Annotated in this window: 12 protein-coding genes; all 12 read left to right on the top strand. The window is 66.0% G+C overall.

The window, feature by feature from the left end; all coding sequences use genetic code 11:
• Positions 1–346: 346 nt before the first annotated feature.
• The 12 genes from mraZ to VGN46_RS02075 are packed head-to-tail and all read left to right on the top strand — an operon-like array spanning position 347 to position 13228.
• Entirely contained in the window at positions 347–793 is a 447-nt protein-coding gene (gene mraZ / locus VGN46_RS02130; RefSeq protein WP_331640121.1) for a division/cell wall cluster transcriptional repressor MraZ, read from the top strand.
• Between the two features lie 53 nt (positions 794–846).
• Positions 847–1773 (top strand): 16S rRNA (cytosine(1402)-N(4))-methyltransferase RsmH, encoded by a 927-nt coding sequence (gene rsmH / locus VGN46_RS02125; protein WP_331640123.1) that lies wholly within the window; start codon positions 847–849, stop codon positions 1771–1773.
• Positions 1770–2042, top strand: a complete 273-nt coding sequence (gene ftsL / locus VGN46_RS02120; RefSeq protein ID WP_331640119.1) for a cell division protein FtsL — start codon at positions 1770–1772, stop codon at positions 2040–2042. The genes rsmH and ftsL overlap by 4 nt, the downstream gene beginning before the upstream one ends.
• Positions 2039–3844, top strand: a complete 1806-nt coding sequence (locus VGN46_RS02115; protein WP_331640117.1) for a penicillin-binding protein 2 — start codon at positions 2039–2041, stop codon at positions 3842–3844. Before ftsL ends, VGN46_RS02115 begins: the two co-directional genes overlap by 4 nt.
• Positions 3841–5340: a UDP-N-acetylmuramoyl-L-alanyl-D-glutamate--2,6-diaminopimelate ligase gene (locus VGN46_RS02110; protein WP_331640115.1), complete on the top strand. Its 1500-nt coding sequence runs from the start codon at positions 3841–3843 to the stop codon at positions 5338–5340. The genes VGN46_RS02115 and VGN46_RS02110 overlap by 4 nt, the downstream gene beginning before the upstream one ends.
• Positions 5337–6704, top strand: coding sequence for a UDP-N-acetylmuramoyl-tripeptide--D-alanyl-D-alanine ligase (locus tag VGN46_RS02105; RefSeq protein ID WP_331640113.1), 1368 nt, complete (start codon positions 5337–5339; stop codon positions 6702–6704). Before VGN46_RS02110 ends, VGN46_RS02105 begins: the two co-directional genes overlap by 4 nt.
• Positions 6694–7776, top strand: coding sequence for a phospho-N-acetylmuramoyl-pentapeptide-transferase (mraY, locus tag VGN46_RS02100; RefSeq protein ID WP_331640111.1), 1083 nt, complete (start codon positions 6694–6696; stop codon positions 7774–7776). Before VGN46_RS02105 ends, mraY begins: the two co-directional genes overlap by 11 nt.
• Before the next feature lie 5 nt (positions 7777–7781).
• Positions 7782–9002 (top strand): putative lipid II flippase FtsW, encoded by a 1221-nt coding sequence (ftsW, locus tag VGN46_RS02095; protein ID WP_331640109.1) that lies wholly within the window; start codon positions 7782–7784, stop codon positions 9000–9002.
• Positions 8999–10081 (top strand): undecaprenyldiphospho-muramoylpentapeptide beta-N-acetylglucosaminyltransferase, encoded by a 1083-nt coding sequence (gene murG, locus VGN46_RS02090; protein ID WP_331640107.1) that lies wholly within the window; start codon positions 8999–9001, stop codon positions 10079–10081. Before ftsW ends, murG begins: the two co-directional genes overlap by 4 nt.
• The gene (gene murC, locus VGN46_RS02085; RefSeq protein ID WP_331640105.1) at positions 10078–11517 is read left to right on the top strand and encodes a UDP-N-acetylmuramate--L-alanine ligase; all 1440 of its coding nucleotides are present in this window, start codon (positions 10078–10080) and stop codon (positions 11515–11517) included. The genes murG and murC overlap by 4 nt, the downstream gene beginning before the upstream one ends.
• Positions 11517–12488 carry a D-alanine--D-alanine ligase gene (locus tag VGN46_RS02080; protein WP_331640103.1) on the top strand — a complete coding sequence of 324 codons (972 nt, stop codon included), beginning with the start codon at positions 11517–11519 and terminating at the stop codon, positions 12486–12488. Before murC ends, VGN46_RS02080 begins: the two co-directional genes overlap by 1 nt.
• A complete protein-coding gene (locus tag VGN46_RS02075; RefSeq protein ID WP_331640101.1) occupies positions 12488–13228 on the top strand; it encodes a cell division protein FtsQ/DivIB in 741 nt (246 codons plus the stop codon). Before VGN46_RS02080 ends, VGN46_RS02075 begins: the two co-directional genes overlap by 1 nt.
• The last annotated feature ends 1 nt before the right edge of the window (position 13229 follow it).

Here is a 13229-nt window from a genome sequence, read left to right as displayed (position 1 = left end):
GCTTGCGCGCGATGGGTTTGCCGCGAGCACCCATCGCGCGCAAGCGCGCTCCTACAGGGGTATCGCATCGCCTGTAGGCCCACCCAACGGTCATCCCCACGTGAATGTGAGTTCAGTCACACGCCTGATTCCGCCCTCAGGCGAGGGCTGATGTTGCGCGTTTCGCAATAAAAAATCCCTGCGATTCAACCACCTTCCGTAGATTGCTCAGAAATGGCTGGAATTAGTGATGAACAGGAGCTTTCTCCTTGATTCACAAGTAAAAATTCCTTGACAGTCTCAGGACCCGAGACTATCGTGGGCCCCAGTGTGAAATCGTGGGATTTGGTGGGGCGGGCAATCAGAGATGTTCCAAGGTGAAACAGCCATCACGGTCGACGACAAAGGCCGTCTGACGATTCCGACTTCGTATCGGGATCAGGTGGCTGACGTCTGCGGAAATCGTTTGGTGGTCACCTATAACCCCTTCGAAACCGGTTGCCTGTGGATCTTTCCTTACGAGGAATGGGAGCGGGTACGCGATGACGTCAACAAGCTTCCTTCCGTAAAAGCCGTACACCGCAACCTGCAGATGAAGCTGGTCGGCGCTGCCGCCATCGTCGAACCCGACGGTGCGGCTCGCATCCTCCTGCCGGCTAGCCAGCGAGCGGCAGCGGGTATCGAGAAAAAGGCCGTGCTTCTCGGCATGGGCAGCAAGTTCGAGCTTTGGAGCGAACAAGCCCACCTCGCGAAGATCCGTCAAACGATCACCGAGGACGAAGTCAGCGACGACATGGCGGAGCTGCGGTTGTAACGGTCAAACACTCGAAGAACAGGTTGTCAGTGAATTCAGAGCGGGATGCAGCGATGGCGGGGCGCGAAGTGCACATCCCGGTGATGCTCGACGAAGCAGTGGAGGGTCTTGCCGTGCGCGAGAACGGGCGCTACCTGGACGGGACCTTCGGCCGAGGCGGACACGCCACGGCGGTCCTTGCGCGCCTTTCCGCCGCCGGTCGCCTGTTCCTCATGGATCGCGACCCCACCGCGATCGCGGTCGCCGAAGCTGGCCTCGCCACCGATCCGCGCGTTTCACTGCGCCACGATAACTTCGCCACCATGGGCGACTGGGCCGCGCTGAGCGAAGCCGGCCTCGACGGCATCCTGCTCGACCTGGGTGTGTCGTCGCCACAGCTCGATGATGGCAGCCGCGGTTTCAGCTTTCAGGTCGATGCGCCGCTCGATATGCGCATGGATACAACCCGCGGCATCAGCGCCGCGGAATTCCTGCGCGATGCCGACGAAGCCGAGATCGCCGACGTGCTCTGGCGCTTCGGCGATGAGCGCTTCAGCCGCCGAATCGCCAAGGCGGTCGTCGAGCGCCGCGCCACCGCGCCGGTCACCCGCACCGGCGAACTCGTCGACCTGGTCATGAAGTGCGGCGTCCGCCGCGAGCCGGGCAAGAACCCGGCTACCCGCACGTTCCAGGCGCTGCGTATCCGCGTGAACGAGGAGCTTTCCTCCGTGGAGCGCGGTCTCGATGCCGCGCTGGAACTGCTCGCCCCCGGTGGCCGCCTCGCCGTCATCAGCTTCCATTCGCTGGAAGACCGGATCGTGAAGCAGTTCATCCGCTCGCACGAAGGCCGCGTGCAGGGCAGCCGCCGTGGCCCGCCGAAGGAAGCGCCGCCGGCGCGCCTGAAGCCGGTGGGCAAGGCGATCTTCGCCTCCGATGCCGAAGTGGCCGCGAACCCGCGTTCGCGCTCCGCCGTGCTGCGCATCGCGGAGAAGCTCGCATGAAGACCTTTGGCGCGCTCTGCCTCACGCTACTGCTGCTAGCCGTTATCGGCAGCGCGATCGGCGTGGTGTGGACGCGCCACGAGAGCCGTGTGCTCTTCGTCGAACTCTCCCGCCTGCAGACGCAGAAGGATGACCTCGGCGTGGAATACGGCCGCCTCGAACTCGAGCAGGCTACGTACGCCGAGCCCAGCCGCATCGATGGCGATGCACGCGAGAAGCTCGGCATGTTCACGCCGAAGCCGCAAGATATCCAGTTGGTGCGCCGATGAGGGCGCGCCAGGGCAAGCTCGTCGTTCCCAGCCGCCGCCGCGGCCAGGGCCCGAGCCCGCGCAAGCGCATGACCGTGATGGTCGCGGTGCTCTGCGTGGCGGCCTCGGGCCTGCTCGTGCGCGCGTTCGACCTGCAGGTGGTGCGCAAGCAGTTCTACCAGGACCAGGGCGACGCCCGCTTCCTGCGTGAAATGCCGATCGCCGTCTCGCGCGGCACGATCTTCGATCGCAACGGCGAGCCGCTCGCCGTGTCGACGCCGGTCGCCTCGATCTGGGCGAACCCGCCGGAGCTGCTCGAGAACGCCGATCGCATTCCCGACCTGGCGAAGGCGCTGCATGTCGATGCGGAAGACCTGAAATCGAAGATCGAGCAGCGCGCCGACAAGGAATTCATGTACATCACCCGCCAGATGCGTCCGGAAGACGCGCAGGCGATCATGGACCTGAAGATCCCGGGCATTAACTCGCAGCGCGAATACCGCCGCTATTACCCGTCCGGTGCGGTGAACAGCCATATCCTCGGCTTCACCAACATCGACGACCACGGCCAGGAAGGCCTGGAACTGGCCTTTGACCAGTGGCTGGCCGGCAAGCCGGGTGCGAAGCGCGTGATCCGCGACCGCATGGGCCACGTGGTGGAAGACGTCGAGCTGGTGCGCGAACCGCAGCCGGGACGTGATCTCACGCTCTCGATCGATCGGCGCATCCAGTACCTCGCGTATAGCGCATTGAAGGATACGCTGGAGAAGAACAAGGCCGATTCCGGGTCGATCGTGGTGATGGACGTGCACACCGGCGAAGTGCTGGGCATGGCCAACCTGCCGTCGTTCAACCCGAATGCCGTACGTGGCAGCAGCCCTGGTGATCGCCGCAATCGCGCGGTGACCGACGTGGTCGAGCCGGGCTCGACCATGAAGGCGTTCACCATGGCCGCCGCGCTGAGTAGCGGCAAGTACACGCCCACCTCGCCGCTGATCGAGACCTCGCCGGGCACCTGGATGATGGGCGGCCACCCGGTGCGCGATACGCATAACTGGGGCACGCTCACGCCGACCGGTGTGATCACCAAGTCCTCCAACGTTGGCGCGGCCAAGATCGCGATGACGCTGGACACCAACCAGATGTACGACATGTACAAGTCGTTCGGCCTGGGCAACAGCACGGGCAGCGGCTTCCCCGGCGAAGCCTCGGGCTACCTGCCGGTCGGGCGTACCTGGAAGCCGATTGAAAAGTCGCGCCTCGCCTATGGCTACAACCTCAACGTGACCCCGCTGCAGCTGGCGACCGGCTACGCCGCGATTGCCAACGGCGGTGCGTACCGCGCGCCGAGCTTCATCAAGGGCGCGGATAACCCGCCGAACCAGATTGTCACCCCGGAGATCGCCCACGAACTCGTGCGCATGCTGGAAACCGTGGTGTCGCCGGGCGGTACCGGTTTCGGCTTTGCCTCGGTCGCGAACTACAGCGTGGCCGGCAAGACCGGTACTTCGCACAAGAATTCCGCTGGCGGTTACTTCGCCAACAATTACATCTCCCTGTTCGTCGGCATGATCCCGGCCAGCAACCCGCGCCTGGTCACCGTGGTCGTGATCAACGACCCGAAGGGCGGCCATTACTATGGCGGCTCGGTGGCCGGCCCGGCGTTCGCCAATGTCATGACCGGCGCCGTCCGCCTCCTCGATATTCCGCCTGACAACGTCGGCCGCTGGTACGCCGGCGGCCCAAGCCAGGGCGGGATGATCGGCACAACCAACGCACCACCTGCCGCGGATGAAAGCGCGGCCGAAGAGGTGGTGCCATGACGAGCATGAACCTCAACGAACTTCTGAAGGGTTTCGCCGACGCCCAGGGTGCCGGCGAAATTCTCGTTTCGGGCCTTTCGCTGGACTCGCGCGAGATCGCCGCAGGCTATGCCTTCGTGGCGCTGCGCGGTGGCAAGGGCCACGGCATGGATTTCGCGGCGAAGGCCGTGGAAAACGGCGCGGTCGTCATCCTGGCCGAGGCGCCGTTCGACGCGGCCGATCCGGGCGTGCCCGTGATCACGGTGAACGACCTGCGCGAGCACACCGGTGCCATCGCCGCCCGCTTCCATGCTGAGCCGACGAAGGCGCTGGAGGTGATCGGTATTACCGGTACCAACGGCAAGACCTCGACCGTGCAGCTGCTGGCCCAGGCGCTGGCCTTCCTGCACCGCAAGCCGGCCACGATAGGCACGCTCGGCGCGGGCATGCATGGCGCCGTGGTCGAAGGTGAGCGGACCACCCCGGATGCGATCAGCATGCAGGGCCTGTTCGCCTCGTTCCGCGACGCCGGTGCGACCCACGTGGCGATGGAAGTCTCCTCGCATGCGCTGGAGCAGGGCCGCGTCAACGCGGTCGGCTTCGACGTGGCGGTGTTCACCAACCTGACCCGCGACCACCTTGATTACCACGGCACCATGGACGCCTACGGCGCCGCCAAGGCGAAGCTGTTTGCGTTCGAAGGCTTGAAGGCCGCCGTGATCAACGTGGATGACGCCTTCGGCGCGAAGCTGGCGAAGGGCCTGCCGGCAGGCGTGGCCAAGCTGCGCACCTCCATGGCGCATGAGGCGACCGAGAAGGATGCCGAGGTCCGCGCGGATATCGTGGTCACGTCGGCGAAGGGCCTTTCGTTCAACCTCACGACCCCGTGGGGCATGCGCACCGTGCGCAGCGCGCTGCTCGGCCGCTTCAATGTCGCCAACCTGCTGGCCGTGGCCGCGGTGCTGGGCGCGCTGGGCGAGCCGTTCGAGAAGATCCACGCCGCGCTGGAAGCGCTTGAGCCGGTCAATGGCCGGATGAGCCGCCTCGGTGGTGATGGCAAGAAGCCGCTGGTGGTGGTTGATTACTCGCATACGCCCGATGCGCTGAAACAGGCGCTGCTGGCGCTGCGTTCGCATACCAAGGGCAAGCTCATCTGCGTGTTTGGCGCGGGCGGCGACCGTGACGTGGGCAAGCGCCCGATCATGGCCGGCATCGCCGAGCGTCTCGCCGATGTGGTGATCGTTACCGATGACAACCCGCGCACGGAAGATGGCGATGCCATCGTGGCGCAGATCGTCGCGGGCTTCGTGCATCCGGAAACGGTAGCCGTTGAACGCGACCGGGCGAAAGCCATTGCGCTCGCGCTGAACGGTGCAAAAGCCGACGATGTCGTTTTGATCGCCGGCAAGGGCCACGAAACCTACCAGGAAGGCCCGGACGGCAAGCTGCCGTTCGATGACCTGGCGGTGGCCCAGGGCCTCATGGCCCAGCCGGCCGCGAAGGGGGCACGCGCATGATGCGTCTCTCCGCCGTCGCCCTCTGGACCCGCGGCCGCCTGCAGGGTGCCGATGTCGACGTCACCGGTTTCGCTATCGATACCCGCAAGGTGCAGAAGGGTGACCTGTTCGTCGCCATGCCTGGCGAGCATGTCGATGGTCACGACTATGTCGCTGCCGCCGCCGAAAAGGGCGCTGTCGCCGCGCTGGTGACGCACCCGGTTGCCGTGGACCTGCCGCAGGTCATCGTCAACGACACGCAGCTGGCGCTGGGCGACCTGGCCAGTTCGGTGCGCGCGCAGAACAATAAGGTGCGCGTCATCGGCATCACCGGTTCGAATGGCAAGACCACGGTGAAGACCCTCACCGCGTCGATCCTCTCGCGCCACGGCCGCACCCACGTCAACGCCGGTAACTACAACAACGAGATCGGCATGCCGCTCACGTTGCTGGCGATGCCGGAAGACACCGAATACGCCGTGCTCGAGATGGGCGCGGGCAAGCCGGGCGATATCGATTACCTGGCTGCCATCGCGCGGCCCGATATCGGCCTCGTCAATTCCATCGCTGCCGCGCATCTTGAGCGCATGGGCACGATCGAAGGCGTCGCTGAAACCAAGGGCGCGCTATACCGGTCGCTGCCAGCCGACGGCGTCGCCATCATCAATGTCGATGAAACACGTTTCGTCGGCCTGTTCACCGGCCTGGCCGGTACCCGCCGCGTGCTGAGCTACGGCCTGGAACATCGCGCGGATATGGGTGCAGATATCGTTGACGAACGTATCGATGGCACTCACTTCGTCCTTTCCACTCCGCACGGCGATGGCGACGTGCACCTGCCGCTGGCCGGCCGGCATAACGTGGCCAACGCGCTCGCCGCCGCTGCCATCGCTGTCGCGCTCGATGTGCCGGTGCAGACCATCGTGGAAGGCCTGGAGCAGGTACCGCACGTCGCGGGCCGCCTGGTGCTCGAGCCGATGCCGGGCGGCTGGACGCTGATCGACGATAGTTACAACGCCAACCCAGGTTCGGCCGCCGCGGCGATCGATACCCTGGCGCTGGCCGCTGGCGAACGCTGGCTGATCCTCGGCGACATGGCCGAACTCGGTGCCGACACGCTGAAGCTGCACGCCGGTATCGGCAAGCTGGCCCACCAGCGCGGTATCGAGCGCTTGCTCGCCACCGGCGTGAAGAGCGCCGCCGCCGTCGGAGCTTTTGGCGCCGGCGCACAGCATTTCGCCACGCAGGAAGACCTCATCGAGGCAGCGTGTGCGCAGATCCACGAGGGCGTCACGGTCCTGGTGAAGGGTTCGCGGTCGTCCGGTATGGAGCGGGTCGTCGCGGCGATGAAGACGTACGCTGAAGGAGCATCCCATGCTGCTTGAACTAGCGGAATGGATGGGCCGGCACTTCACGTCGTTGCATCTTTTCCAGTACATCACCTTCCGCGCGATCATGGCGGCGCTCACCGCGCTGAGCGTGTCGTTGCTGCTGGGCCCCGCGCTGATCCGCAAGCTGGCCGCGTTGAAGGCCGGCCAGGTCGTGCGCAGCGATGGTCCGCAGACCCATCTTTCCAAGGCTGGCACGCCGACCATGGGCGGCACGCTGATCCTGTTTGCGATCGGCATCGCCACGCTGCTGTGGGCTGACCTCAACAACCGCTACATCTGGGTGGTGCTGCTGGTCACCCTGGCGTTCGGCGCGATCGGTTTCTACGACGACTACCGCAAGCTTGTGCTGAAGGACAGCCGTGGCCTCGCCAGCCGCTGGAAATACTTCTGGCAATCAGTGTTCGGCCTGGCCGCTGCGCTGTTCCTCTATTACACGCACCAGTTGCCCGCCGAGACCGCGCTGTACGTGCCGCTGTTCAAGCAGGTCGCGTTGCCGCTGGGCCTGCTCTTCGTGGTGGTCGGCTATTTCATCATCGTAGGCTTCTCCAACGCGGTGAACCTGACCGACGGCCTGGATGGCCTGGCGATCATGCCGAGCGTGCTGGTTTCCGGCGCGCTGGGCATCTTTGCCTACCTGGCCGGTAACAAGCTGTTCTCCGAATACCTCGGTATCCCGAGCATCCCGGGTGCGGGTGAGCTGGCGATCTTCTGCAGCGCGCTGGCCGGTGCGGGCCTCGGCTTCCTCTGGTTCAACACGTACCCGGCGCAGGTGTTCATGGGCGACGTAGGCGCGCTGGCGATCGGCGCGGCCCTGGGTTGCGTGGCGCTGATCGTGCGCCAGGAAATCGTGCTGCTGGTGATGGGCGGTGTGTTCGTCATGGAAACCGCCTCGGTGATGTTGCAGGTGGGCAGCTTCAAGCTGCGCGGTAAGCGGATCTTCCGCATGGCGCCGATCCACCACCACTTTGAACTGAAGGGCTGGCCCGAGCCGCGGGTCATCGTTCGTTTCTGGATCATCAGCGTCGTGCTGGTGCTCATTGGTCTTGCCACGTTGAAGGTGCGCTAAGGAACATGTTCGGCTTCGGTAACAAGCAGGCACAGCGCCGTCAGGGCCCACGGGGGAGTTTCGACACCCCGTTGCTCGTGGCTGCGCTCGCGCTCGCGGCGATCGGCGTGGTGATGGTCACGTCCAGCTCGATCGCCGTGGCCGATGGCTCGCACGTGGGCGCCTTCTATTACCTGAAGAAGCACGTCGGTTTCCTGGTCGGTGGCTGCATCCTCGCCGGCGTCGCCATGCGCACCGAGCTGAAGGTCATCGAGAAGCACAGCACCTTGCTGCTCTTGCTCGGCGTGATCGGCCTGCTGCTGGTCTTCGTGCCGGGCTTCGGCATGCGCATCAACGGTGCGCGCCGCTGGATCAACCTGTTCGTCACCAGCTTCCAGCCGGTGGAGGCGATGAAGCTGATCATGGTTGCCTACCTGTCCAGCTACCTCGTGCGCCACCGCGAAGGCGTCGAGTACGAACTGTTCGGCGTGGTGAAGCCCATCGCCGTCGCCGGCTTTATCGTGCTGTTGCTGCTGGCCCAGCCCGACTTCGGCTCGGCCGCGCTGGTCGTCGCCACCACGGTCGGCATGGTCTGGCTGGCCGGCGCGCGCATGCGCAACCTGTTCCTGTTGGCGCTGCCGCTGGTGCCGCTGCTGATCTATGCGGCGACCGCCGAGGATTACCGCATTAAGCGCCTTACCTCATTCCTCGATCCGTGGAAGGACCCGTTCAACGACGGCTTCCAGCTGACCCAGGCCCTGATCGCCGTGGGTCGCGGCGAGTGGCTGGGTGTGGGCCTGGGATCCAGCGTGCAGAAGCTGTTCTACCTGCCCGAAGCGCATACCGACTTCATCCTGGCCGTGCTCGCCGAAGAACTCGGCCTGGCCGGTATCGCTACCGTCATTGGCCTGTACGTGGTGCTCGTCGGCCGTGGCCTGTACATCGGCCTGAAGGGCGTTGAACTTGGCCACCGCTTCTCGGGCTACGTCGCTTACGGCATCTCGTTGATGCTGGGCTTCCAGGCCATGGTCTCGATCGGCGTGAACCTGGGCGTGCTGCCGACCAAGGGCCTGACCCTGCCGTTGATCAGCTCGGGCGGTTCGTCGGTGCTCATGACCTGCTGCATGGTCGGCGTGCTGCTGCGCGCGACCTTCGAAATCAGCCGTGCCGAAGATGCCCGCCAGACGGCGGTGCGTAACCCGGCGGCCGCCGTACCCACCGCCGCGCCGATCGGGGGGCTCGCATGAGCGGCCCCGTGCTGATCATGGCCGGCGGTACCGGCGGCCACATCTTCCCCGGCCTGGCCGTGGCGGACGAACTGCGTGCGCAGGGCGTGCCGGTGGCGTGGCTGGGCGCCGCGGGTGGCATGGAAACCCGCGTGGTGCCGGCGCACGACATCGAACTGCACACCATGAAGGTGGGCGGCCTGCGCGGCAAGGGCGTGAAGACCCGCGTGATGGCGCCGCTGATGCTGGCGCGCGCACTGTTCGAGGCGCTGGCCTTGCTGCGCAAGCTGCGTCCGCGCTGCGTGCTGTCGATGGGTGGCTATGTCGCCGGCCCTGCCGGTGTCGCCGCGCGCCTCGCCGGCATCCCGCTGGTCGTGCACGAACAGAACGCCGTCGCCGGCTTCACCAACCGCAAGCTCGCTTCGTTCGCGAAGCGCGTGCTCACCGGCTTCCCGAATGTGCTGCCAGGTGCGCAGTGGGTCGGTAACCCGGTGCGCGCATCGATCGCGGCGCTTCCCGCACCGGCCGTTCGCTTCAACCAGCGCACCGGTGCGCCGCGCCTGCTGGTACTGGGCGGAAGCCTCGGCGCGCGTACCTTGAATACGAGCGTGCCGAAGGCGCTGGCCTTGCTCGCTGCCCATGACGTGCGCCCGGACGTGGTCCACCAGACCGGCGAGCGCGGCCTGCAGGACGCTGTCGACGCGTACACCGCGGCAGGCATCGCCGCCAACGTCGTGCCCTTCATCGACGATATGGCTGGCGCTTACGAGTGGACCGATGTCGTGGTCTGCCGGGCGGGCGCGCTCACGGTCGCCGAACTGTGCGCCGCGGGCCTCGAAGCCGTGCTGGTGCCGTTCCCGCATGCAGTGGACGATCACCAGACGGCGAATGCCCGCGCGATGGTCGACGTCGGCGGTGCACGCATCATCACCGATGCCTCGCTCAACGAGGCGGATGCGCCGCGCGTCCTCGCGCAACTGCTTGTCGATCTGTTCGCCGACCGCGAACAGATCCTTACCGCGGCGAGCGCATCGCGCTCGCTGGCCAAACCCGACGCTGCATCAACGATTGCCCGTCACTGCATGGAGGTTTCCGCATGACGACTGGTCGTTTGCGCGCACACGATGATTTCATGACTTCGTTCCGTCGCGTCCATTTCATTGGCGTGGGCGGCGTGGGCATGAGCGGTATCGCCGAAGTCCTGGCGAACCTGGGTTACAGCGTGTCCGGCTCCGACCGGGCGCCGTCGCCGACGACGGAGCGCCTCGGCAAGCTGGGCGTGGATGTACGTATCGGGCATGAAGCCGCGAACATCGATGGTGTCGACGTCGTAGTGATCTCCAGCGCGATCCGCCAGGACAACCCCGAGCTCGTCGCGGCGCATGCGTCGCGCATCCCGGTGGTGCCGCGTGCGGAAATGCTCGGCGAACTGATGCGCTTCCGTCGTGGCATCGCGATCGCCGGCACCCACGGCAAGACCACGACCACCAGCCTGGTCGCCAGCGTGCTTGCCGAAGCCGACTACGATCCGACCTTCGTGATCGGTGGCCAGCTCAACGCCGCCGGTGCGAACGCACGTCTTGGCACGGGTCAGTACCTGGTCGCCGAAGCCGACGAGTCCGATGGTTCGTTCCTGATGTTGTCGCCGGTCATGGCCGTGGTCACCAACATCGATGCCGACCACCTTGAGAATTACAACGGCGATTTCGCCCAGGTGAAGAAGGCGTTTGCCGACTTCCTGCACCGCCTGCCGTTCTACGGCATGGCTGTGCTTTGCATCGATGACGAAGAAACGAAGAAGCTGGCGCAGGACACCTCGCGCCGCCTGATCACCTACGGCATCGATAACGCCGCGGCCGACGTCACCGCGACGAACGTCCGCCAGGTGGGTTTCCAGATGCAGTTCGACCTGCACCTGCCAGGACTGGCCGATGCGGTCGCCGTGACGCTGAACCTGCCGGGCCGGCACAACGTGCAGAACGCGCTCGCCGCGGCGGCCGTCGGCTGGCAGCTGGGCGTGGAGCCTGCCGCTATCGCGCACGCGCTGGCCGCGTTCGAAGGCGTGGGCCGCCGTTTCCATCGCCGTGGCGAGATCGCGCTCGACCAGGGCAGCGCGCTGCTGGTCGATGACTACGGCCACCACCCGCGTGAGCTTGCGGCGGTGTTTGCCGCTGCCCGGGGCGGCTGGCCGGATCGCCGCCTGGTGGTGGCGTTCCAGCCGCATCGCTACAGCCGTACGCGCGACCTGCTCGACGACTTCGCCAACGTGCTCGCTGAAACCGACGTGCTGGTGCTCACCGAGGTCTACCCGGCCGGCGAATCGCCGATTGCCGGCGCCGACGGCAAGGCCCTGGCCCGTGCGATCCGTGCGCGCGGCAAGACCGATCCGGTGTTGGTCGATCACCCGCGGGACCTGCGTGCCACGCTTTCCGCGCTGGCCCGCGATAACGACCTGATCATGCTGCTCGGTGCCGGTGATATCGGTGCCGCGGCGGTGGAGCTGGGTAACTCCGGCAACCTGAGGACCGCAAAGTAATGAGCAGCACCCGCTTCCCGCGCCGTGTCACCGATGCCGCCGAGTTCGGCCGCGTCGCCGTGGTCATGGGCGGCAACTCGGCCGAGCGCGAGGTTTCGCTGAACTCCGGCAAGGGCGTGCTCGACGCGCTGCGTAGTGCCGGCGTCGATGCGCATGCGATTGACGGCATCCCCGCGCTGCTCGATGCCGTGCGCGCTGGCCATTTCGCCCGCGTGTTCAACATCCTGCACGGCGCCGGTGGCGAGAATGGCGAGCTGCAGGGCGCGCTGCAATCGCTCGGTATTCCGTACACCGGTTCGGGCGTACTCGGTTCCGCGCTCTCGCTAGACAAGGTTCGCGCCAAGCAGGTGTGGCTCGCGCTTGGCCTGCCGACCCCGAAGTTCAAGGCGCTGCCGCGCGGTGCCGATGTGCACGCCGCGGCGCGCGAGATCGGCTTCCCGCTGATCGTGAAGCCGGCTTGGGAAGGTTCGAGCGTGGGTGTATCCCGCGTCTTCAAGGAAGAAGACCTCGATGAAGCCGTCGCGCTGGCCCAGCGTTACCCCGGCGACATGTTGATGGAAACGTTGATCGAAGGCGATGCGAACGAAGGCGGCGAGTTCACCGTCGGCGTCGTCGGCCGCGACGTGCTGCCGACCATCAAGATCGTCCCGGCCGGCGAGTACTACGACTACAACGCCAAGTACATCTCGGACGAAACCCAGTACCTCTGCCCGGGCCTGTCGGGCGCGGCGGAAGACGAGATGCGCGCGCTGGCGCTCACGGCGTTCGATGCGCTGGATTGCTTCGGCTGGGGCCGCGTCGATGTGATGCGCGACCGCCACGGCAAGAACTGGCTGCTTGAGGTGAACACCGCCCCGGGCATGACCTCGCATTCACTGGTGCCAAAGGCCGCCGCCGTCGCCGGGCTCGATTACCCGGGCCTGTGCTGGCGCGTGCTGGAAACCTCCATGGAACGGGAGGCCGTGAAGTAATGAAGGGAGCCGCCGCCACGCGGATCGTCGCCTGGGCTATCGCCATCACTCTGGTGGCGTTGCCCGTGGTCGGCGTGATGCAGGGCTGGTTCGCCGCCGGCCGCTGGCCGGTGACCCAGCTGAAGGTGGAGGCCGAGTTCACCCACGTGAGCGCGGAACAGATCCGCAGCGCGGCGATTCCTTATCTCGGTAAGGGATTCTTCGCGACCAACCTGGAAGATGTGCGTCGTTCGATCGGTGCGCTGCCGTGGGTGGAATCGGTGGAGGTGCGCAAGCGCTGGCCGGATTCACTGCTGGTGCGTATTTACGAGCGGCAGCCCTTCGCACGCTGGAACGAAGATCGCCTGATCAGCCGCCAGGGCCAGGTGTTCGACGCGCCGGGCGCCGACCAGATGGGCGACCTGCCGCGGCTTTCGGGTCCGGATTCACGCCTGGCGGAAGTGGTGAGTTTCTACGCCCAGGTGCGCAAGGCGTTCGAGGGCAGGGCGGGCATGTCGGTCACCGGCGTGTCGCTCACCCAGCGCGGCAGCTGGAGCGTGATCATGGATAGCGGCGCCGAGATCGTGATCGGCGATCGCGAGCAGGCCGATCGCCGCCTCGCGCGCTTCCTGGATGTGTACCCGCAACTCATTGCCGGTCATCGTGGCGGCTTCGCCTACGCTGACCTGCGTTACACCAACGGATTCGCCATCCGGTGGCCGCCATCGGACAACACGGCCACACCCAAGGTCGGAACCTGAG

Origin of the sequence: Luteibacter sp. (assembly GCF_036500425.1) — a bacterium.
Classification (GTDB): domain Bacteria; phylum Pseudomonadota; class Gammaproteobacteria; order Xanthomonadales; family Rhodanobacteraceae; genus Luteibacter.
Note: the sequence above shows the minus strand (reverse complement) of the source record. Positions and strands in the feature narration are given on the sequence as shown.